Genomic DNA, 21,465 nt, shown 5'->3' with positions numbered 1-21,465 from the left:
GTTCGGGTGGGAGCGGCCGGAGGGGGCCGCCGTCGACGGACGGTAAAATGGGAGCGTGAGCTCCGCCGAAACGCCAACACCCAGAGTAGCCAATCGCTACGGCACCCCCAAGCCGAGGAAGCCGATGGGCCGGGTCCGGTTGCTGGTCGTCGCAGTGGTCCTCGCCGCCGTGGCGGCGATCGCCGCCGTCGCCCTCACCACCGGCAGCCCTCCCGTCTCCTCGAAGGACGTCGGCTTCTCCCTCGCCTCGGACGAGCTGGCGAGCGTCGATTTCGAGGTGACGAAGGACCGCTCGGCGACCGCGCAGTGCGCCGTGCAGGTGCTGAGCGAGAACTATGCGGTGGTCGGGTGGAGGGTCGTGACCATCGGCCCGAACGGCGACGAGGAGGGCGCCAACGACGGCGGCACCACGGCCCACCGGACCGATGTCCGCCTCGATTCGCCCGGCGTGTCCGGCGGTGTCAACGCCTGCTGGATCGTGGAGGACTGAGCCGGCCGGCCGGACTGCTTGGGTTCTGGCCCTCCCCCCTCTAGAATGAGGGGATACGTATCGCCCCGCTTCACCGGCGTACCGGCCACCCGGTCCCACGAGGCGGGGTGTTTGCTTGCCGGTGACACAAGGCTGCAATGCCGGCCCGTCGAGTGACCATGAGCCCCGCCGTCCTGGTGGCGGCCGTACTGAAGGAGTTATCCCGTGTCCACGAACAGCGTTCCCATCGCCGCCTGGCTCACGCAGGAGTCCTACAACCGGCTCAAGACCGAACTGGACCACCTGTCCGGTCCGGGTCGCACCGAGATCGTCGCCCGCATCGAGCAGGCCCGCTCCGAGGGCGACCTCAAGGAGAACGGCGGCTACCACGCCGCCAAGGAGGAGCAGGGCAAGGCCGAGGCCCGGATCCGCCAGCTCACGCACCTGCTGGAGAACGCACATGTCGGCGAGTCGCCGGCGGACGACGGCGTCGTCGAGCCGGGCATGATGGTGTCCGCGAAGATCGCGGGCGACGTCGAGAACTTCCTCCTGGGCAGCCGTGAGGTGGCCGGTGACACGGACATCGACGTCTACAGCGAGAAGTCGCCCCTGGGCGCCGCCATCCAGGGGACGAAGGCCGGCGACACCGTCACCTACGTGGCACCGAACGGCAAGGAGATCACCGTCGAGATCATCTCGGCCACCCCGTACGTGGGCTGACCCGTCAGCCCACCCGCCGGCTACGCGCCGGTCCCGAAGCGGTCCGCCCTCCCGGGGGCGGGCCGCTTCCGTTTGAGCACGAACGCGGCGAGGATCCCCCCGAGCGCCCCGAAGAGGTGCGCCTGCCAGGAGATGTTCGTGCCGGCCGTGGGCAGGACGCCCCACAGGATGGACCCGTAGGCGACGAACAGGACGACGGCGAGCAGGATCTGCTTCCAGTCCCGGTTGTAGAAGCCGCGCGTGATCAGGTAGGTGAAGAGGCCGAACACCACGCCCGAGGCGCCGATGGTGAGCCCGCCCCCGAACAGCCAGGTGCCGATGCCGGAGGCGAGCCAGCAGATGCCGACCGCCGCGGCGAACCGCCGCGCACCCTCCAGGAAGGCGAGGAACCCGAGGACCAGCAGGGGCAGGGTGTTGCTGGCCAGGTGCTGGACCCCGCCGTGCAGCAGGGGCGCGAAGACCACACCGTCGAGCCCGTCCACGCTGCGGGGGGCGATCCCGAGGGTCCTCACGAGCATGTTCCCGAGCACGGCGTCGAGCAGGAACACCGCCCACATCGCGGCGACCAGGCCGACGACGGTGATCAGTCCGGTCTGCGCCCGCCGGGCGAGGGGGTGCACGGCCCGGGACCTCACCCCTGCACGACCACGGGCTGGAAGCCCTCGGCGCGCAGGTTGCTGAGGACCTGCTCGCAGTGCTCGTCGCCCTTGGTCTCCATGTTGATGGTGATCGCGACGTCGCCCATGCTGATCGACCCGCCCACCCGCGTGTGGTCGACGCCCGTCACGTTCGCGTCCGACTCCGCGATGATCCGCGAGATGGTCGCGAGCGAGCCAGGACGGTCGTCGAGGAGCATGCGCACCACGAGGTAGCGTCCCGCCGCGGCGAGGCCGCGCTGGATGACCTTCAGCATGAGCATCGGGTCGATGTTGCCGCCGGAGAGCACCACCACGGTGTTGCCCGGATCGGCGCCGTCCTCCGTCAGCTTGCCGTCGAGGAGGGCCGCCACACCGACGGCGCCGGCCGGTTCGACCACCATCTTCGAGCGTTCCAGCAGGAAGATGAGCGCCCGCGCGAGGGAGTCCTCGCTCACCGTCACGACGTCGTCCACGAGCTCCCGGATGATCGAGAAGGGCAGCTGGCCCGGCCGGCCGACGGCGATGCCGTCCGCCATGGTCGAGACCTTGGTGAGGGGCACGAGGGCGTCCGCGGCGAGGGAGGGAGGATAGGCGGCGGCGTTCTCCGCCTGCACGCCGATGATGCGGATATCCCGCCCGAGCTCCTTCGCGCGTGCCTTGACCGCGACGGCCACCCCGGCGAGGAGCCCGCCGCCGCCCACGCCGATGAGGATCGTGTCGACGTCGGGCACCTGCTCGAGGATCTCGAGGCCGACGGTTCCCTGTCCGGCCACCACGTCCACGTCGTCGAACGGATGCACGAACACGGCACCGGTCTCGTCGGCGTACCTCCGGGCCTCGGTGAGCGCCTCGTCGACGTTGTGGCCGTGCAGCACCACCTCGGCTCCGTGCCCGCGCGTCGCGGCGAGCTTCGGCAGGGCGACGCCGAGGGGCATGTAGATGCGGGCCGAGATGCCCAGCCGCGCCGCCGCCACCGCCACGCCCTGCGCATGGTTGCCGGCGGAGGCCGCGACGACGCCGCGGGCGCGTTCGGCGTCGCTCAGCTTCGCCATCCTGTTGTAGGCCCCGCGCACCTTGAAGGAACCCGCGCGCTGCAGGTTCTCGCACTTGAAGGACACGGTGGAGCCGGTGAGCCGGCCGAGGGCCCGCGACTGCTCGATCGGGGTGCGGGCGATGACCCCGTCGAGGGTCCGGTGTGCCGCTTCGACGTCGGCGAGGGTCACGGCGAGGTCGGTGGCGGGGTCGGTGGCGAAGCCGGTGGTCATTGCTGTCTGCTCGGTCACGGGGAGGTCTCTTCCTGGGGGGCTGGCGCGGCGGCGGGCGGGTCCGGGGTGCTGGCCGGTGACGACGAAGGCTCGTGCCCCGCCGTGACCGGCCCTCTAATGCCGGACCCTCCCTCCTGGGGCCAGCCCTGCCGGAGCACGGCGTCGTCGTGCTCCCAGGCCCTGTGCGAGATGTAGCGTACGGATGCGTTCAGGACCGCCAGGATCGGGACGGAGAACAGGGCGCCGGGGATCCCGGCCACGATCGTGCCGCCGGCGACGGCGAGGACCACCGCGAGCGGGTGGAGGGAGACGGCCGGCCCCATGACGAGCGGCTGGAGCACATGTCCCTCGACCTGCTGCACGAAGAGGACGATCGCGAGCATGATCAGGGCGTTGACCCATCCGTTGGCGACGAGCGCGAGCAGGACGGCGACGGAGCCGGTGGCCAGTGCGCCCACGACGGGGATGAACGAGCCGAGGAACACGAGGACGCCGAGCGGCAGCGCCAGGGGCACCCCTATGATCGCGGCTCCCACGGCGATGCCGATGGCGTCCACGCCCGCGACGAGGATCTGGACGCGCACGTAGCGTGCCATGGACAGCCACCCCGTGCGGCCCGCGCCGTCGATCGCCGCCCGGGCGCGGACCGGCGCGAGTCCGACGACGAACCGCCAGATCCCGGGGCCGTCGAGCATGAAGAAGATCAGCGAGAACACCGTGAGGAAGATCCCCGCGGCGATGTGCCCCGCGGTGGACCCGAAGGAGAGGGCGCCGCTGAGGATGGAGGCGCTGTTGTTCTGGATCGCGCCCCCGAGGTCCTGCAGGTACGAGTCGATCTGCGTCGCGGTGAGCTGCAGGGGCCCCTGGGACAGCCAGTCCAGCAGTTGCTGCACCCCCGCGACGGCTTCGCCCCACAGGCTCGCCATCCCGACGGTGAGCTGCTGGCCGACGAGCAGGAGGGCGCCCGCGATGACGCCGAAGAATCCGACGAGCGTGATCGCGACGGCCAGCCCGTTCGGGACGCGCCGGCGGTGCAGCGCGATCTTCAGCGGCAGGAGCAGCGCGGCGAACAGGCCCGCGACCATGAGCGGGATGACGAGCACCGAGATCCAGGTGAGGAGGTAGACCAGCACGCCCCCCACGACGATGACGAGTCCCAGCCGCCAGGCCCAGGACGCGGCGACGCGCAGGGCATAGGGGACGTCGGACCGCTCGTCCATCCGGAGCGGACGGGGCGACGCGGCACGGACCGGGGACGGTCCGGGGAGGGTCACAGCACCGCGGCTCACGGCGCGCTGCAAGGCGCGCTGGGGTTTCGCTCCGCGGAGACGCTGCATGGCCCAATCTTTCCATAGAACCCCCGCGCGCCCGCTACCCGAGAGCCGGCAGGATCCCCCACCGGGCCGAGAACGAAGCGCCCGGATCGAGCCACCGCAGGCCCTCCCCCGAGTTGAACGCGTCGGCCGGGGCGGTCATGGGCTCGACGGCCACGGCCTTGTCCACGCCGGGGTAGATGGTGCTCACGTACACGTGGGCGTAGGCGAAGGAGGCGTCGGCCCAGAGGGTGACGCTGCGTCCGTCCGGGGCGGCGAGGACGTGCTCGTGGCGCCCGCCGACGGTGCGGAGGTCCGTGAACGCCGTGTCGAACCGGAGGTCACCGATCCTCCGGCCGGTCCGCAGGTCGTGCTGGCCGGTGACGTCCACCGTGCCGGTGGGGATCGACCGGTCGTCGGTCTCGATCATCCGATCCGCCAGCAGCGTCAGCGTCAGCTCCTCCGTGGGCACGTCGGAGATCTTCAGGTAGGGGTGGGCGCCGAGGGCGAAGGGCGCGGCGTCCGGGGAGAGGTTCGTCAGCTCCTGCGTGACGGTGAGCTGCTCCTCGGTGAGCTCGTAGGTGGCGCGGTGGAGGAGGTGGAAGGGATAGCCGTGCTGGGGGAAGATCTCGGCCTCGAGGACGGCGTGGGCGGAACCGGCGTCGACCGTCCGGTAGCCGGTGTTGCGGAGGAGTCCGTGGATGGCGTTGCCCTTGGACGGCTCCGTGATGTCGAGGCGCTGTTCCTCGCCGTGCAGCGACCAGCGGCCCTCGGCCACGCGGTTGGGCCAGGGGGCGAGGAGGATCCCGCCCCCGCCCGCGGGGATGTCGCCGTCGCCCCAGGTCTCGGTGAGTGCGACGCCGGCGCACTCGTAGGAGCGCAGGGCCGCCGCGAGGCTGGCGACGACGGCCGTCGACGTGCCCGCCCGCAGGGTGTGGTTGATGCCGCTTGCCGGCCGTGGAGTCGCCATGCAGCGATGCTACCCGCGCCGGTCGTGCGCGAACTCCTCCTGCGGCGGGGTGGCAGGGAGCCCTATGATAGGTTTTGTTCGTTTCAGTGCGGACTCGTTCGGTTCCGTCTCGTCCCCGGCAGGAGGGTCATGCTCGCAGCAGAGCGCCACGCGGCGATCCTCGAGCGCCTCTCCGGGCAGCCGGCCGTGCGGGTGAGCGGGCTGGCGATCGCACTCGGCGTCTCGGAGATGACGGTCCGCCGGGACATCGACACCCTGGAGGCCCGCGGGGCGCTGATCCGCGTCCACGGAGGAGCCGTGCGCCCGGGCAGCCTCAGCTCGGTCGAGGCCGGCTTCGACGCCAACCGGACACGGGGCGGCGCGGCGAAGCAGCAGATCGCGGCCACGGCGGTGTCCCTCCTGGCCCCCGGCATGACCGTCTCCGTGACGGGCGGCACCACCACCTTCGCCCTCGCCCCCCTCCTCAGCCGGATCCAGGGGCTGACGGTGATCACCAACTCGCTCCCCCTCGCGGACGAGCTGTTCAGGCTGAGCGCCGCCGCGCTCTCCGACGGCACCCCCAGGGTGCTGCTCTCCGGCGGCGAGCTCACCCCGTCGAAGGCCCTCGTGGGCCCGCTCGCGACCGGCACCATCTCCTCCCTCCGGGCGGACCTGTGCTTCATGGGCGCCCACGGCGTGGACGCCGCCGCGGGCATCACCACGCCCAACCTCGCCGAGGCGGACACCAACCAGGCGTTCGCCCGCACCTGCGGCCGGCTCGTCGTGCTCGCGGACGCCACCAAGATCGGCGTCGTGAGCCTCGCCCGGGTCGCGGCGCTCGACGCCGCGGCCATCCTCGTCACCGACCGACACCCCGGCACCGACTACGCCGCACACACCCGCATCCTCTGCGACCCCGTCACCGACCCCCACCTGGAAGAGCGCCCATGACCCTCATCACCCCCACCCGCCTGTCCGACGGGCGCGAGCTGATCTACTTCGACGCGCACGAGTCCAGTGCCGCACGGCACCGCGACGTGGATGCCACGCGTGACGCGCGCGAGCTGCCCGCGCGTGGACCGGCAGGGACCGCCCGCTACGACGCCCTGACCGGCGAGTGGATCGCGGTGGCCGCCCACCGCCAGTCACGTACCCACCTGCCGCCCGCGGACCAGTGCCCGCTGTGCCCGACGACGCCGTCGAACCTCTCGGAGATCCCGGCCTCCGACTACGAGGTCGTGGTGTTCGAGAACCGCTTCTCCTCCTTCGGCCCCGACCTCGGCGACCTGCCGGCCGACCCCGCCTGGGGTACGACGTCGACGGCGTACGGCCGGTGCGAGGTCGTCGCGTTCGACTCCGCGCACGAGGGCTCCTTCGGGTCCCTGCCGCCGGAGCGCGCGCGGACCGTGATCGACGCCTGGGCCCAGCGCACCGAGGCGCTGTCCGCGATGCCCGGCATCAAGCAGGTCTTCTGCTTCGAGAACCGCGGAGCGGACATCGGCGTGACGCTCCTGCACCCGCACGGGCAGATCTACGCCTACCCGTTCATCCCGCCCCGCGCCGCGACCCTCGCCGCGAAGGCCGCCGGGTTCTTCGAGGCCTCCGGCGGACGGCAGACGCTCATGGGGCACGCCCTCGCCGCCGAACGGCAGTCCGGCGAGCGCATGGTCATCGAGGGCGAGCACTTCAGCGCCTTCGTGCCCTTCGCCGCCCGCTGGCCGATCGAGGTCCATCTGGTCCCCCACCGGCAGGTCGCGGACATCGCGGGTCTCACGGGCGAGGAGCGCGACGAGCTCACGACGGTCTACCTCGAGCTCCTCGGCCGGCTCGACGCCCTCTACCCCACGCCCACGCCGTACATCGCGGCGTGGCAGCAGGCGCCCGTCGACGCCGCACTGCGGCCGGCGAGCTACCTCCACCTCCAGCTCACCTCCCCGCGCCGTGCCGCCGACAAGCTGAAGTTCCTGGCGGGTTCCGAAGCGGCCATGGGCGCCTTCATCAACGACACCACCCCGGAGAAGGTGGCGGAGGCCCTCCGCAGCGCCTCTCCCGCCACAGCCCGGAAGGACCAGGCATGAACACCACCCCCCACGAGCTCGCGGCCGCCTTCACCGACCGCTTCGGCCGCGAACCGGACGGCCTGTGGGCCGCCCCCGGTCGCGTCAACGTCATCGGCGAGCACACCGACTACAACGACGGCTTCGTCCTGCCCTTCGCGATCAGGCACTCGACGACGGTCGCCGTGGCGGTGCGCCCGGACCGGATGGTGCGGGTCGCCTCGACCTTCGCCGCGGACGACGCCCCGGTGACCGCGGATCTCGACACCCTCGAGGAAGGTGGCGTGGAGGGCTGGTCGGCGTATCCCCTCGGCGTGCTGTGGGCCATGGAGCAGTCCGGCTACCGCTGCCCCGGCATGGACATCCTGGTGGACTCGTCGGTCCCCGTCGGCGCCGGGCTCTCCTCCTCCGCCGCGCTTGAGTGCGCCGTCGCCGTCGCCGCGAACGACCTCTCGGAGGCCGGCGCATCCCGCCGGGAACTGGCCACGATCGGGCAGTTCGCCGAGAACCGCATGGTCGGAGCGCCGACCGGCATCATGGACCAGTCCGCGTCGCTGTTCGGCGAGGTGGGGCATGCCGTCTTCCTCGACTGCCGGTCCGGGGAGTCCCGGCTGGTGCCCCTCGACCTCGAGGGTGCGGGGCTCGAACTCATGGTCATCGACACCCGCGTCAGCCACTCGCACTCCACGGGAGGCTACGCGGCCCGCCGTCGCTCCTGCGAACTCGGTGCGGAGCTCATGGGGGTCCCCGCGCTGCGGGACCTCTCGGTCAAGGACCTCGCCGAGGCGGCGGGTGTCCTCGACGAGGAGACGTTCCGGCGCGTCCGCCACATCGTCACCGAGAACGCGCGGGTCGAGGACGCCGTGGACGTCCTCTCCCGGAAGGGCCCCGCCGACCTGGGCTCCCTCCTCGTGGCCAGCCATGCCTCGATGCGCGACGACTTCGAGATCTCCTGCCCCGAACTCGACACCGCGGTGGACGCAGCACTGGACGCCGGGGCGCTCGGCGCCCGGATGACCGGCGGCGGGTTCGGCGGCGCCGCGATCGCCCTCGCGCGCGTCGACGACGTCCCCGCCATCCGTACCGCCGTGGAGGAGGCGTTCTCGTCCGCGGGCTTCCGGGCGCCGGTCATCTTCGGCGTCCTGCCCGGGGCGGGCGCGGCGCGCATCGCCTGAGGGCAGTAGCAGCCGCCGGCGAGCGCAGGAGCGTCACAACGCGAAGAGACCCGCAACCGGGAGGTTGCGGGTCTCTTCGCGTGAAGGAGCAGGGCGCCGGACTGCGCCCTGGTGCTGCTAGTCGCTGCCGCGAAGGATCGCGAGCAGGCGCAGGATCTCGACGTACAGCCAGATCAGCGTGACGGTCAGGCCGAAGGCCGCGGTCCACGAGTACTTCTGGGGTGCGCCGTTGCGGACGCCCTCGCTGATCGAGGTGAAGTCGATGATCAGGGAGAAGGCCGCGAGGCCGATGGCGAGGATGCCGATGAACACACCCAGGGGGATGCCGAAGATCTCGATGTCGCGCATCCCGAACATGCTGTCCGTCGCGCCGAAGAGCATCATGCCGAGGTTGACCAGCGAGAACAGCGCGTAGCTGATCATCGCGATCATGAAGAACTTCATCGCCTTGGGGGTCGCACGCACCTTGCCGCTCTTGAACAGCGCCAGCGTGACGCCGAAGACGATGAAGGTGCCGACCACGGCCTGGACCGCGATACCCGGCCACATGGCTTCGAAGAACATCGTGAGCCCGCCGACGAACAGACCCTCCAGGGCCGCGTAGGCGATGATGAGCGCCGGCGACGGCTCACGCCGGAAGGCGTTGACGAGGCCGAGCACGAAGCCGCCGAGCGCACCGATGACCATGAGGGGCAGTGCGAGGCCCGGTAGGACGAAGGCGGGGATCGCAGCGCCCACGAGCACGACGCCGAGGCAGAGCAGCGTCTTCACGATCACGTCGTCGAAGGTCATGCGCCCCGTCTGCGCGGGTCCGGCGGACGGCTGGTTGTACATGTGCTCCAGCTGCTGCTGGTTCGCCATGGTCTGGCCGGCGTACATCGTGGTGCCCGCCCCCGCCGCCTGGTTGCCGCCCCGGGTAGCGGAACGGAAGGTCTTCCCGTTGAATACCGGATTACCGCCAAGTGCCATTTTCTGTAGTCCTCCAATAGGGGGCTGAGTGTCGTACGAACCCTATCAAGTGCAACGGTTCGGCCCCGGGTTTGTTCCCTGCAGCGACCGTGCTCACACCTGGACGGAATTTCAACACCAAGGAGCCTTGGTAAAACTTTCGTTATCGAATTGCTACCTTCGCCGGATGCTTTTGCGAAGAGGTGAAACACGCCCCTAGTAAAGTGATCCCCACGTCCGTGACACTCGTCACACCTACTGATCCCGGCGGTCCGCCGCCGGGCTTGCCCCCACCGTGGAGGTTCCCATCTTGATCACCATGTCCACGCCTGCACGGATCAGGAGGTCGCTGCTCCTGGTGCTCGGCCTCCTGATGATCGTGCTGCTCGGCGCCCCCGCGGCGCAGGCGTCCCAGCAGTCGTCCGTCCCGGCGGTGCATCAGACGCAGACCGCCGCCACCATCCAGGCCCAGCAGTTCGACAATCGGATCGGCGGCGTCCTCCGCGGTGTCGACGGACCCATCGCCGGCGTGACGGTCACCGCCACGGGCAACGGCTTCGAAGGCGAAGCCACATCCGGTCCCAATGGTGCCTGGAGCATCGGCGTCCCCGAGCAGGGCACCTACGAGGTGGAGGTCGACGAGGAGACGCTGCCGGAGGGGGTCGCCCTCGCGGAGGGCCAGGAGAATCCCCGTGAGGTGACCTTCGCCAACACCTCGAGCGCCACCACCCTCTTCCTGTTCGGCGAGGGCATCGTGTCGCAGCAGGCCTCCTTCATGGACACCCTCGCCGAGCGCGCGCTGGCAGGCTTCAGCTTCGGCCTCCTCCTGGCACTGAGCGCCGTCGGACTCTCCCTGATCTTCGGCACCACGGGCCTCACCAACTTCGCCCACGGCGAGATGGTGACCATCGGCGCGGTCCTCGCCTTCGCCTTCTCGGCCGCCGGGCTGCCGATCGGCGTCGCGATCGTCCTGGCGGTCATCGGTGGCGGCCTGCTCGGCTACGTGCAGGACGCCGGTCTCTGGAAACCCCTCCGGCGCCGCGGGACGGGCCTCGTCCCCATGATGATCGTGAGCATCGGCCTCGCGCTCGCGCTGCGCTACACCATCCAGTTCTTCTTCGGCGGAGCCACCCAGCAGCTGCCTGGGTCGCAGAGCGAGATCATCGACCTCGGTTCGGTGTCCATCTCCCGCAACAACCTGATCTCGCTGATCGTGAGCCTCGTGGTCATCCTGCTGGTCGCCTTCCTGCTCCTGCGCACGCGCATCGGCAAGGCCACCCGCGCGGTCGCCGACAACCCCGCCCTCGCCGCGGCGTCGGGCATCGATGTGGACCGCGTCATCAGGATCGTCTGGGTCATCGGCGGCATGCTCGCCGCCCTCGGCGGGATCCTGTGGGCCTACTATCGTCCCGGCGTCTCCTACAACATGGGCCAGCAGATCCTGCTGCTCATCTTCGCCGGGGTCACGCTCGGTGGCCTGGGGACGGTCTTCGGCGCCCTCGTCGGTTCCATCATCGTCGGCCTGTTCGTGGAGATCTCCACGATCTGGCTGGAGGCGGACCTCAAGTACGTCGGGGCGCTGCTCATTCTGATTCTCGTGCTCCTCTTCCGGCCACAGGGCATCCTCGGCCGCCGTGAGCGCATAGGTTAGGGGCTCTTCATGGACTTCGGAAACATCCTCATCAACGCCTTCGGCGAGATGATCAGCCCCACCACGGCGGCGTACGCCCTTGCGGCCCTCGGCCTCGCGGTGCACTTCGGCTACTCGGGCCTCCTGAACTTCGGGCAGGCCGGCTTCATGGCCGTCGGCGCCTACGGTTACGCCATCGCGACCCTCAGCTTCGGCGCACCGCTCCCGGTGGCCGTCCTGGTGGCCGTCGTGGCCTCCGTGATCTTCGCGATCATCCTCGGCATACCGACCCTCCGCCTGCGGGCGGACTACCTGGCGATCGTGACCATCGCGGCCGCGGAGATCGTCCGCTACATCGTGACCACCAACGGACTCACGGAGGTCACGGGTTCGGCCAACGGGCTCGCGGCGTTCGAGGGCGGGTTCTTCGGGCTCAACCCCTTCCCGCAGGGGACCTACAACATCGGTCCGCTCGCGATGAACGAGCGCGACCTGTGGATCCGCCTGGTCGCCTGGACCGTCGTCGCCATCGCGTGCCTCCTCGTCTGGCTCCTCATGCGCAGCCCCTGGGGCCGCGTGCTGAAGGGCATCCGCGAGGACGAGAACGCCGTGCGCTCGCTCGGCAAGAACGTGTACGCCTACAAGATGCAGGCCCTGATCATCGGCGGTGTCCTCGGATCGATCGCGGGCATCATCTTCACGCTGCCGCGCGGCGCCGTCCAGCCCGCGAACTACGCGACGGAACTGACGTTCTTCCTCTACACGTGCCTCCTCCTCGGCGGCATGGCCACGGTCCTCGGACCGGTCATCGGGGCGATGATCTTCTGGGTGGTGCTCTCGCTGACGCAGGGGATCCTGTACGGCCTGATCGAGATCGGGGCCATCACGTTCCTCGACAATTCCCAGGCGGGTCAGCTGCGCTACATCCTCGTGGGTGTGGCCCTGATGCTGCTCATGATCTTCAGGCCGCAAGGCGTCCTGGGCAACAAGAAGGAGCTGGCGTTCGCATGACCGGCAACCACAGTGGGAACACGCACGACAACAGTCACGACAGCGGGAACGAGCCGGAGGTCGCCCCCGGCGACGCCGCTCCGGTCGCGTCCGGCGCGCACGCCGCGGAAGGCGGTTCCGCTGCCGGCGCCGCCCCGCCGGGCCAGGACTACATGACGGACTCCGAGCCCATCGCCACCGGGGAGGCGAAGCCGGGGTGCAGCAAGCGCGACCCCATCGTCGTCGCCCGGAAGGTGACCCGCAGCTTCGGCGGCATCAACGCCGTCGACGTCGAGCACCTCGAGATCCCACGGCACAAGATCACCGCCCTGATCGGCCCCAACGGCGCCGGCAAGACGACCCTGTTCAACCTGCTCACCGGGTTCGACACACCGAACAGCGGTGACTGGGAGTTCGACGGCAAGCCGCTCGCCAAGGTCGCCTCGCACAAGGTGGCCCGGATGGGCATGGTGCGCACGTTCCAGCTCACCAAGGTCATGGGCAAGCTCACGGTCATGGAGAACATGCGTCTGGGTGCCGCGGACCAGCCCGGTGAGAGCCTCGCGCGGGCCCTGTTCAAGGGCATCTGGGGTGGGCGGGAACGCGACATCACGAAGCAGGCCGAGGTGTTGCTGGAGAAGTTCAAGCTCGACACCAAACGCGACGACTACGCGGCGTCGCTCTCCGGCGGGCAGCGCAAGCTCCTGGAGATGGCACGGGCGCTCATGGTCCGGCCGCGGCTCGTGATGCTCGACGAGCCGATGGCGGGCGTCAATCCGGCGCTCACGCAGTCGCTGCTGGAACACATCAAGAACCTGAAGGCGGAGGGCATGACCGTCCTGTTCGTCGAGCACGACATGCAGATGGTCCGCCACATCGCCGACTGGGTCGTGGTCATGGCCGAGGGCAAGGTGGTCGCGGAGGGTCCGCCCGCCATCGTCATGAAGGACCAGGCCGTGATCGACGCCTACCTGGGCGCCCACCACGACGTGGACCTCGGCGATTCGGAGGGCATCGAGCGCCTCGAGGCGGAGCTGGCCCACGACGAGGAATCGGTCATCGGCACCGAGGACGAAGGGCTCCTCGGCCGCGGGGTCGTCGAGCTCGGAGGCGAGCCGAACGCGGCGGGCCCCGCGCACAAGGATGAGGAGACGAAGTAATGGCTGAGTTCGAGGGCGACTCCGTCGTCAAGGTCACGGATCTCGTCGCGGGCTACCTGCCCGGCGTGAACATCCTCAACGGGTGCAGCATCGAGGCCCGCCGCGGTGAGCTCATCGGGATCATCGGCCCGAACGGCGCCGGCAAGTCGACGCTCCTGAAGGCGATGTTCGGGCTCGTGAAGGTGCATTCCGGTACCGTCATCGTCCGCGGGCAGGACCTCACGGGCCTGAAGGCGAACAAGCTCGTCAGCCTGGGCGTCGGCTTCGTGCCGCAGAACAACAACGTCTTCTCCACCCTGACCATCGAGGAGAACCTCCAGATGGGCATGTACCAGAGGCCGAAGGACTTCACGGAGCGCTTCGACTTCGTGGCGAGCCTCTTCCCGGAACTGGCGAAACGGCGGGCGCAGCGGGCAGGATCGCTCTCCGGCGGCGAGCGCCAGATGGTCGCGATGGGCCGGGCCCTGATGATGGACCCGGCGGTGCTGCTGCTGGACGAGCCCTCGGCCGGCCTCTCCCCGGTGAAGCAGGACGAGACGTTCCTCCGCGTGCACGAGATCAACCGGGCCGGGGTCTCGGTGATCATGGTGGAGCAGAACGCGCGCCGCTGCCTGCAGATCTGCGACCGCGCCTACGTGCTGGACCAGGGCAAGGATGCCTACACGGGCACCGGCCGCGAGCTGATGAAGGACCCGAAGGTCATCCAGCTGTACCTCGGCACCCTGGCCGACACCGCCTGAGGCCCGCACCTCAAGGAGGCGTGGAGCGCAAGGGATGGGCGGAACCTGCAATGGTTCCGCCCATCGCTGTGTCCGGCCCGCTAGGTTGGCAGGAGGACGGCGTGCGCCCGGGAAGGACGACTCATGGCGGGACGGATCAGCGGCACCATCGGCGCGGGCTTCGAGGCGGTGTTCCGCGGCATCAAGCACGTCCGGCGGCACCGCCCCATCCACCCGCGCGGGCTGCGGCTCGACGGGACGGTCGTGGTCCACGGGCACGGGCTCTCGAGCGGCATCGCGTGGATCGATCGGCCGAGCCGGTCACCCGCGACGGCGCGCGTCTCGCGCTCGGTGGGCACCCCGGACGGGTTGCCGGACGTCGTGGGACTCGCGGCGCGGTTCCACCACCCCGGGAACGGACCCGCACCCTCGACGTTCTCCGACGTCCTGCTGTCCTCGACCGGCTGGTCCTTCCCCGGCCGCTTCGTCCTCGTGCCGCGGCTCGGGGTCTCGCGTGCCCCGTTGAGCACGATGATGCCCTATCGGGGCGACCACGGCCCGGTACTGCTCGGTGCGCGCACGCTCGGTCCCGCCGGCCTCCCCGCATCGCTCCGTGGGCTGGAGCGCGCCCTCGGCTCCTCGGCCTGGCAGCTCGGCCTGTTCTTCGCGACGCCCCTGGGGCGGTGGCAGCACTTCGGCACCCTCACCCTCGTCCTGAGCCCCGAGGCGGAGGAGGAGGATCTCCGCTTCGACGCCGTCCTCCACCCGCTCGCAGGGGCCGCGACGTACGCCTGGGCCCGCCGCCTCCGTGAGCCCTCCTACGCCCTCGCCCGGCGCGAGCCCGGTGACGGCTGACCCGTCGGCCCGCGCCCTCGTCCCGGGACGTGCACGGGCAGCACAAAGCCCCGGTCGCACCTTCCGGAGAAGGGCGGCCGGGGCCTTGTCGGCCGTGTCACCCGTCGGGGTGACACCAGGGACAGTCCCTAGAGCTTGCCGACCTCGGAACGGCTCGGCTGGGGCTTGTTGTCGGCGTCGTACTTGTAGATGCCGATGGCAGCCTCGGTGGGATCACCGTTCTCGTCGAAGGAGACAGGTCCGGAGATGCCGTCGTAGTCGATGTCCTCGCCCTCACGCAGCAGCGTGACGCAGCCCGCGAAGTCGAAGCACTTGGTGCCGTCCTTCGACACTGCCGCGAGCTGCTCGGAGATCGCCGTGCCCTCGACGCTTCCCGCCGCCTCGGAGGCGAGCGCGATGAGGTTCACGGCGTCGTAGCTCTCGCCCGAGTAGGCGAAGCTGTCCAGGTTCGGATCGATCGTGGCCAGCGCTTCCTGGAAGCCGGTCCCGGTGAAGGGGCCGGGGATGGTGCCCTGGGCTCCTTCGAGGGTGCCCGGATCGAGGTCCTTGCTGTAGTCGGTGGTGTTGCCGTCGACCATGAAGATCGAGCCGGCATCGATGCCCTTGGCGACCAGCAGCGGGACGATGCTCTTGGCCTCGTCGAAGCTGATCAGGACGATCGCATCGGGCTTCGCCGCGGCGATGGCGTCCACCTGGCTCGAGAACTGGGAGTCGCCGGTGTTGAACATCTCGTTGCCGACGACCTGGCCGCCCGCGCCTTCGATGACTTCCTGGATGTTGCTCTGCAGGCCGGTGCCGTAGGAGTCGTTGAGCGTGATCATGCCGACCGTCTGCGCACCGCACTCCATGATGTAGTTGCCGAGCGTGCGTCCCTGGAGCACGTCCGAGGGAGCGGTGCGGAAGTACAGCCCCTGGTCGTCCCAGGTGGTGAACTCCGGTGAGGTGTTGGCGGGCGAGAACTGCACCACGCCGGCGCCCGTGATCTGGTTGATGACGGTCTTCGAGACACCCGAGGACGCCGCACCGATGATGGCGCTGACATCCTGGGACAGCAGGTCGGTCACGGACTGCGTCGCGATGTCGGTGGTGGTGTCGCCGGAATCGCGGTGCGTGATCGAGATGTCCTGGCCCAGCACGCCGCCTGCCGCGTTGACCTCCTCGACGGCGAGGTTGACGCCCGCGATCTCCGGCGGGCCGAGGAAGGCGAGCGTCCCGGTGGTCGGCAGGATGGATCCGAGCTTCAGCGGCTCAGGGCTCGTGGTCTCGCTGGCGGGTACGGCTGCGGGATCACCCTTCTCGCCCTGCTCCTCGCCGGCTCCACCCTCGCTCTCGGGACATGCCAGCGTGGAGGCGCCCGCTGCCGCCGTGGTCTCCGTGCTGCCGCTGTCGCCGCCGTCGCCCTCGGAACCGGTGGTCCCTCCGCCGCCGCAGCCGGAGGCGAAGAGCGCGACGCCCAGGCTCAGGGCGGCGATCCTCGCCGCGCGCGGGCCGTTCTCCCCAATGCCGAAACGCGCGGGGTTGCGTGTTGCAGTCATGAATTAGTCTCCTCGACCGAAAGGCTCTTGCTGCCTTTGATACGTGTTGCCAGGTGTTCCTGGCTTATGGGAAAAGCTAATCCAATTTCGTGTCCGAGATAAGGGAATCGGGTTACATCCTTGTAACGCTCGTCACAGCCGGACGATCGGCCTCTTGACAGGCGGCACTGATCAGTATTCTGCCTATCTCGTCCCGACGAAGCGCTCCGCGGATGTCCGGCGGACGATCCCGGTGACCTCCCGGCGCGGGAAGGGGTGCCCCAGCAGGGACTCGAACCCTGACTGAACAGATTTTAAGTCTGCTGCCTCTGCCATTGGGCTACTGGGGCCGACCGGACGCTCCAGCCTACCGCGGGGGCGGCCCGGCCCACCGGCGTCGGATCCGGCGGGAGACGCAGAACGACGGCGACCCCCTGCGGGTCGCCGTCGTTCTCCTTACGTGTGCTGCGCGATGCTCAGGCGGTAGCCTTCGCGGAGGCCGCCGTGCCTGCCGGCGTGGGCGGCTGGCTCTGCAGGGCGGTGTCCTTCTTCGGCGGCGGGGTGGCCGCTTCGCGGAACTGGCGCTGGGGGGTCTGCAGGTCGGAGATCGGGGCGAGGTCCCGGCCGAAGAGGAAGCTCATGCTCCAGTTCACGATGACGCGCGCCTTGCGCTCGTACATGGGCATCGCGAAGCCGTGGTAGCCGCGGTGCGCGAGCCAGGCCGGGAAGCCCTTCATGCCGAAGCCCATGATGTTCGCGACGCCCTTGAACTGGCCGAAGCCGGCGACGGCGCCGAGGTTGGTGTGGCGGTACTCCTTGACCTCGTCCACACCGTAGTTCGCGGCGAGGATGTTGGCGGCCAGCAGCTTGGCCTGGCGGACGGCGTGCTGGGCGTTGGGGACGCAGAAGCCTCCCACTCCCCCACCGGTGAGATCGGGGACGGCTGCGACGTCGCCGGCGGTCCACGCGTGCTCGATGGGCCCGTCGTCGCCGGTGATCCGCAGTTCCGCGGAGGCACGGACACGGCCGCGCTCGTCCACGGGGAAGTCCGTGGAGCGGACCACGGGGTTCGCCTGGACACCGGCGGTCCAGATGAGGGTGTCGGTCTCGAACTCGTCGGCCGGGGTCTTGTCCGGCATGTTGATGAGCTTCAGGGTGCCGTCGACGGCGCTGGAGAGCGAGGTGTTCAGCAGGACCTCGATCTGGCGTGAGCGGAGGTGCTCCACGACCCACTCGGCCTGCTCGGCCGTGACCTCGGGCATGATGCGCCCCATGGCCTCGACCAGGACGAAGCGCAGGTCGTCGCGGCTGAGGCGCGGGTTGGCCTTCACGGCGTCGCGTGCCGCGTCCTCCATCTCCGTGATGGTCTCGATACCGGCGAAGCCGCCGCCGACCACCACGAAGGTGAGCGCGCGGTCACGCTCGGGGCCCTCGGGGAGGACGGAGCCGGTCTCGATGCGCTCGAGCATGCGGTCGCGCAGGGCGACGGCCTCCTCGATCGTCTTCAGGCCGATGCCCTGGTCCTTCAGGCCGTCGATCGGGAAGGTGCGCGTGATGGAACCCGCGGCGACGACGACGTCCGTGTAGCCGAGCTGGAAGGACTCCCCGCCGCCAGAGGGGGCGATCGTCGCGGTGCGGCCCGCGTGGTCGATCGACGTGACCTTGCCCGAGATGAGCTCCGTCTTCTTCAGGTGCTTGCGGTGGGACACGATCGCGTGGCGCGGCTCGATACTTCCGGCCGCCACCTCGGGGAGGAACGGCTGGTACGTCATGTAGGGCAGGGGATCCACCAGCGTCACGATGCCGCCGTGGTCCTTGACCTTTTTCTGGAGCCTGTGCGCCACGTACAGGCCGACGTAGCCGCCGCCGACGACGAGGATGCGCGGGCGATCAGAGAAGTGTGGGTTCGATGCCATTCCTCGATGCTACCGGACTTTGTGAAAATCTTCACTAGCTCGGCGAGGCCCCCGGGACCTCTCCACGGCCCGGCTCGTGGTCCCCGGCGGTCCGCTCGTCGTCCGCCGTCCGCCCTCCCGCGCCCGCCTCACGCCGCCGGACGCGAGCGACGTGCAGGGCGCCCCCCACGAGCATGGCGAGCACCAGGGCCGCGAACCCGAGCACCACGACAGCCGGGATGTTGTGGACCGAGACGAGTGGATCCTCCGCCTGCGGGGCGGGCGGGGCAGGGATGACCTCCGCTGCCTGCTCGCCGGGGGGAACCGGTGCCGGCGCCGGGCTCTGGCCACCCCGCCGGTACAGCTCGATCCACTGGGCCATGCTGCCCAGCCGGTTCTGCTCGGGCACCTGGAGGTCGCTGTTCACGGCTGCTGCCACGTCCAGGACCCCGTAGCCGTACAGGGTGTCGAACCCGGGCGCCCCGGCGTCCTTCGCCGTACCCACGATGCGGTTGACGACCTGCGCGGCCGAGAGCTCCGGGTACCGCGACCGGATCAGGGCTGCCACACCGGCGACGAGGGGCGCCGCGCCGGACGTCCCGGACCACTCGGCGTAGAACCCGCCGGGGAGTCCTCCCACGAGGTTCTCGGAGGGAGCCGCGACCGCGATGCTGATGCCTTCGCTGGACGCCTCGTCGCTGGCCAGGCCCGACCGGTCGAGGCCCGCGACGGCGAGGACGCCGGGGATCGTGGCGGGGGCGCCGACCTGCGTCAGTCCCCCGGCACGGTTGCCGGCCGCGGCGACGATCACGACGTCGTTCTGTTCGGCGTGGAGGAAGGCGTCGTCCCAGCTCTCGGGCCAGGCCGTGCTGGTGCTGCCGAGGGACATGTTGATGACGTCCGCGCCGTTGTCCACGGCCCAGCGGACGGCGTCGGGCACCTGCTCGTCGACGGAGATGCCGGCCGGGTTGGGGCCGCCGTTGGGCCCCTCGATCCAGACGGACACCGCGAGCAGGTCGGCCTTCGGCGCGACGCCGACGATGCCGTCCGGACCTTCCCCGTACTGGGCGAACGGCGCCGTCTCCGCCGAGGGTGTCGCCGTGGCGCTGCTCGTGCCGGAGGGCCTGGGCGCAGGGGCGGCGGGCGCCGGTGCGTCGGTGTGTCCTCGGCCCGCCAGGAGCGTGCTGACCAGGGTCCCGTGGCTCGGGACCTCACCGATGCCGCGCAGTCCACCCGGGTCCCCGGCGCCCGAGGCGTCCGTCCCGCCGGCCACGGCTCCGGCGAGGTCCGGGTGCGTCGCGTCGACGCCGCTGTCGATCACGGCGACCGTGACGCCCTCGCCCTGCGTGCTCTCCCACGCCTCGGCGATGCCGTAGTCCTCGAGCCAGTACTCCTTGGCGCGCACCTGGTCGGCGGCAGCCGGCAGGGCTGCCTGCAGCAGGACGGTGAGGGCGACGACGACGGCTGTCCCCGTCCGGGCGGCCGCGCGGCGTGGCGTGGGCATCAACTCACGAGCCCTGCCGGGCGACGCTCAACGCTATGCCGTCGAGGATGTCGTGCTCGCTCGCGATGGCGGTGGCGACCCGCCCGTCGGTCAGGACCGCCACGCGCTCCAGGATCGTCCTCCAGATCAGGGCGCCGGCGCCGATGACGTCCACCCGGCCGGGATGCATGTAGGGCAGTGCCGCGCGCTCCGCGCGCGGCCTGTGGAGGAGGTCCGACGCCGCCCCGGAGATCGCCGGGATGGGCAGTTCGGCGCCGTGGATGCGCTCGGCCTCGTAGGCGGGGAGATCGAGGGCGTGCGCGGTCACCGTGGTGATGCTGCCGGCCACGCCGACGATCTTCGTGACACGGTCCAGCGGCACCCGGGCGGCCGCCTGGTCGATGAGCCGCCCGACCTCGGCCTCCATCGCCGTGATCTGCTCCCCGGACGGCGGATCGTCCCGGAGGAAACGCTCCGTGAAGCGCACGCAGCCCATGTCCGTGCTCAGCGCTCCGACCAGCCCCTCGGCCGTGCCCGCCACGAACTCCGTGCTGCCGCCGCCGAGATCGATCACGAGGACGGTCTCGTGGGCGTCCGTCGCCAGCACGCTGACGGCACCGTCGAAGGACAGCCGCGCCTCCTCGTCCCCGGAGACGACCTCGGGCTCGACGCCGAGGCGTGCCCGGATGCCGTCCACGAAGTCCTGCCGGTTCTCGGCGTCCCTCGATGCCGACGTCGCCACGAAGCGCACCGGCGGGTTCCCGTGCTGCGCGATCAGCGCCGCGTACTCCTCGGTCGCGGCGAAGGTGCGCGCGAGGGCGGCCTCGGACAGGCGCCCGGTCGCGTCGACGCCCTCACCGAGGCGCACCACGCGCATGAGGCGCACGACGTCGGTCAGGACGCCGTCCTGGACGTCGGCGATGAGCAGGCGGATCGAGTTGGTGCCGCAGTCGATGGCAGCGGTGCGCATGGCGTCTCCTCGCGGGGGTGGGGTGGTGGACGCGCCGGCGGCGCTGCGTCGGCGTGCAGCCCGCTTCGCCTCGAGCTCCTCGGGGCCGAGTCCCTGCGTCCTGGTGTGTCGGCTCAGGTCCGAGTGGGGTGCCTGGCCCGTGGTGTCCCACGCCCCGTCGCAGGAGCAGCGGTCCGGCGTCCACCAGGGGGCGATGGCGATGATCGCCTCGTCACCGAGCGGATTCACGCCGGGACCGGCTGCGAGGGAGTGGCCCACCAGCACGTGGAGGCACTTGACGCGCGTCGGCATCCCGCCGGCGGAGACGCCGTCGATCTCCGGGACCGGGCCCGTGCCGGCGCGCTCCCCGACCGCGTCGCGCGCCGCCAGGTACGCGAGGTGCGCCGCCCGGTAGCGGTCCGCGAGGTCGGGGTCCCGGGTGAGCCTGTCGCTCATCGCGGTCATCACGCCGTCGGCCTCGAGGCGGGAGACCGCCGCCGTGACGACGGGGTGCGCCAGGTAGTAGGTGGTGGGGAACGGGATGCCGTTGGACAGGCGCGGAGCCGTGGTGGCGACGAGCGGGTTCCCGCAGACGCACCGGGCTCCGATCTCGACGACGTCGCGGACGGGACGCCCCAACTGGCGGCTGAGGACGTCGAGGTCGCGCGCGCTCGGGGTCCTGGGATCCGTCGCCCGTCGGTCCTCGGGGGCGTCGTGCTGGCGGTGCTGGGTCACG

Annotated in this window: 19 protein-coding genes, 1 tRNA gene and 1 pseudogene; 10 read left to right on the top strand and 11 right to left on the bottom strand. The window is 70.5% G+C overall.

The features are described from left to right. Positions 1 to 55: 55 nt before the first annotated feature. Positions 56 to 490, top strand: a complete 435-nt coding sequence (locus MWM45_RS04635; protein WP_247828442.1) for a DUF4307 domain-containing protein — start codon at positions 56 to 58, stop codon at positions 488 to 490. A 204-nt stretch (positions 491 to 694) separates the two neighbouring features. Beyond that, positions 695 to 1,189, top strand: a complete 495-nt coding sequence (greA, locus tag MWM45_RS04630) for a transcription elongation factor GreA (RefSeq protein ID WP_043444067.1) — start codon at positions 695 to 697, stop codon at positions 1,187 to 1,189. A 20-nt stretch (positions 1,190 to 1,209) separates the two neighbouring features. Here the strand turns inward: greA and MWM45_RS04625 are convergent, their stop codons facing one another. From MWM45_RS04625 to MWM45_RS04610, 4 genes are read right to left on the bottom strand one after another with little or no spacing between them, the layout of a single operon-like run. Continuing rightward, positions 1,210 to 1,809, bottom strand: coding sequence for a rhomboid family intramembrane serine protease (locus tag MWM45_RS04625; protein WP_247828441.1), 600 nt, complete (start codon positions 1,807 to 1,809; stop codon positions 1,210 to 1,212). Positions 1,810 to 1,820: 11 nt separating this feature from the next. After that, positions 1,821 to 3,092: a threonine ammonia-lyase gene (ilvA, locus tag MWM45_RS04620; RefSeq protein ID WP_247829133.1), complete on the bottom strand. Its 1,272-nt coding sequence runs from the start codon at positions 3,090 to 3,092 to the stop codon at positions 1,821 to 1,823. A 14-nt stretch (positions 3,093 to 3,106) separates the two neighbouring features. Next, on the bottom strand, positions 3,107 to 4,429 hold the full coding sequence (locus tag MWM45_RS04615) for an AI-2E family transporter (protein ID WP_418909732.1): 1,323 nt from the start codon (positions 4,427 to 4,429) through the stop codon (positions 3,107 to 3,109). Between the two features lie 34 nt (positions 4,430 to 4,463). Continuing rightward, the gene (locus MWM45_RS04610; protein ID WP_247828440.1) at positions 4,464 to 5,375 is read right to left on the bottom strand and encodes an aldose 1-epimerase family protein; all 912 of its coding nucleotides are present in this window, start codon (positions 5,373 to 5,375) and stop codon (positions 4,464 to 4,466) included. Between the two features lie 129 nt (positions 5,376 to 5,504). Between MWM45_RS04610 and MWM45_RS04605 the strand changes: the two genes are divergently transcribed. The 3 genes from MWM45_RS04605 to galK are packed head-to-tail and all read left to right on the top strand — an operon-like array spanning position 5,505 to position 8,586. Further along, positions 5,505 to 6,305 carry a DeoR/GlpR family DNA-binding transcription regulator gene (locus tag MWM45_RS04605; RefSeq protein ID WP_247828439.1) on the top strand — a complete coding sequence of 267 codons (801 nt, stop codon included), beginning with the start codon at positions 5,505 to 5,507 and terminating at the stop codon, positions 6,303 to 6,305. Continuing rightward, the gene (gene galT / locus MWM45_RS04600) at positions 6,302 to 7,432 is read left to right on the top strand and encodes a galactose-1-phosphate uridylyltransferase (RefSeq protein WP_247828438.1); all 1,131 of its coding nucleotides are present in this window, start codon (positions 6,302 to 6,304) and stop codon (positions 7,430 to 7,432) included. The genes MWM45_RS04605 and galT overlap by 4 nt, the downstream gene beginning before the upstream one ends. Further along, on the top strand, positions 7,429 to 8,586 hold the full coding sequence (galK, locus tag MWM45_RS04595; protein ID WP_247828437.1) for a galactokinase: 1,158 nt from the start codon (positions 7,429 to 7,431) through the stop codon (positions 8,584 to 8,586). The genes galT and galK overlap by 4 nt, the downstream gene beginning before the upstream one ends. 117 nt (positions 8,587 to 8,703) lie before the next feature. On the opposite strand, the gene MWM45_RS04590 is transcribed toward galK, so the two are convergent. Further along, positions 8,704 to 9,555 (bottom strand): Bax inhibitor-1/YccA family protein, encoded by an 852-nt coding sequence (locus MWM45_RS04590; protein ID WP_247828436.1) that lies wholly within the window; start codon positions 9,553 to 9,555, stop codon positions 8,704 to 8,706. A 298-nt stretch (positions 9,556 to 9,853) separates the two neighbouring features. On the opposite strand from MWM45_RS04590, the gene MWM45_RS04585 reads away from it, so the two are divergent. The 5 genes from MWM45_RS04585 to MWM45_RS04565 all read left to right on the top strand — a co-directional run bounded on the left by MWM45_RS04585 (position 9,854) and on the right by MWM45_RS04565 (position 14,888). Next, positions 9,854 to 11,185: a branched-chain amino acid ABC transporter permease gene (locus tag MWM45_RS04585; RefSeq protein ID WP_247828435.1), complete on the top strand. Its 1,332-nt coding sequence runs from the start codon at positions 9,854 to 9,856 to the stop codon at positions 11,183 to 11,185. 9 nt (positions 11,186 to 11,194) lie between these two features. Next, complete coding sequence (locus MWM45_RS04580) at positions 11,195 to 12,175, top strand: branched-chain amino acid ABC transporter permease (RefSeq protein ID WP_247828434.1); 981 nt, start codon at positions 11,195 to 11,197, stop codon at positions 12,173 to 12,175. Between the two features lie 152 nt (positions 12,176 to 12,327). After that, positions 12,328 to 13,314, top strand: a complete 987-nt coding sequence (locus MWM45_RS04575; RefSeq protein ID WP_247829131.1) for an ABC transporter ATP-binding protein — start codon at positions 12,328 to 12,330, stop codon at positions 13,312 to 13,314. Then, positions 13,314 to 14,054, top strand: coding sequence for an ABC transporter ATP-binding protein (locus MWM45_RS04570; RefSeq protein WP_247828433.1), 741 nt, complete (start codon positions 13,314 to 13,316; stop codon positions 14,052 to 14,054). Before MWM45_RS04575 ends, MWM45_RS04570 begins: the two co-directional genes overlap by 1 nt. Before the next feature lie 123 nt (positions 14,055 to 14,177). Beyond that, positions 14,178 to 14,888: a hypothetical protein gene (locus MWM45_RS04565; protein WP_247828432.1), complete on the top strand. Its 711-nt coding sequence runs from the start codon at positions 14,178 to 14,180 to the stop codon at positions 14,886 to 14,888. Positions 14,889 to 15,016: 128 nt separating this feature from the next. Here the strand turns inward: MWM45_RS04565 and MWM45_RS04560 are convergent, their stop codons facing one another. The 6 genes and pseudogenes from MWM45_RS04560 to MWM45_RS04535 all read right to left on the bottom strand — a co-directional run. Further along, positions 15,017 to 16,423: an ABC transporter substrate-binding protein gene (locus MWM45_RS04560; RefSeq protein WP_247828431.1), complete on the bottom strand. Its 1,407-nt coding sequence runs from the start codon at positions 16,421 to 16,423 to the stop codon at positions 15,017 to 15,019. Positions 16,424 to 16,679: 256 nt separating this feature from the next. Next, positions 16,680 to 16,752, bottom strand: a tRNA-Leu gene (locus MWM45_RS04555). 126 nt (positions 16,753 to 16,878) lie between these two features. After that, positions 16,879 to 18,318 carry an NAD(P)/FAD-dependent oxidoreductase gene (locus MWM45_RS04550; RefSeq protein ID WP_247828430.1) on the bottom strand — a complete coding sequence of 480 codons (1,440 nt, stop codon included), beginning with the start codon at positions 18,316 to 18,318 and terminating at the stop codon, positions 16,879 to 16,881. A 34-nt stretch (positions 18,319 to 18,352) separates the two neighbouring features. After that, positions 18,353 to 19,801, bottom strand: a complete 1,449-nt coding sequence (locus MWM45_RS04545) for a S8 family serine peptidase (protein WP_247828429.1) — start codon at positions 19,799 to 19,801, stop codon at positions 18,353 to 18,355. Between the two features lie 4 nt (positions 19,802 to 19,805). Further along, positions 19,806 to 20,750 carry a Ppx/GppA phosphatase family protein gene (locus MWM45_RS04540; protein ID WP_247829130.1) on the bottom strand — a complete coding sequence of 315 codons (945 nt, stop codon included), beginning with the start codon at positions 20,748 to 20,750 and terminating at the stop codon, positions 19,806 to 19,808. Between the two features lie 216 nt (positions 20,751 to 20,966). Beyond that, positions 20,967 to 21,464, bottom strand: a pseudogene (locus MWM45_RS04535) (DUF501 domain-containing protein); the annotation flags it as partial. Position 21,465: the final 1 nt, after the last annotated feature.

It is taken from the genome of Arthrobacter antioxidans, assembly GCF_023100725.1.
Taxonomy (GTDB): Bacteria; Actinomycetota; Actinomycetes; order Actinomycetales; family Micrococcaceae; genus Arthrobacter_D; species Arthrobacter_D antioxidans.
This window is presented reverse-complemented; position numbering and strand designations above follow the sequence as displayed.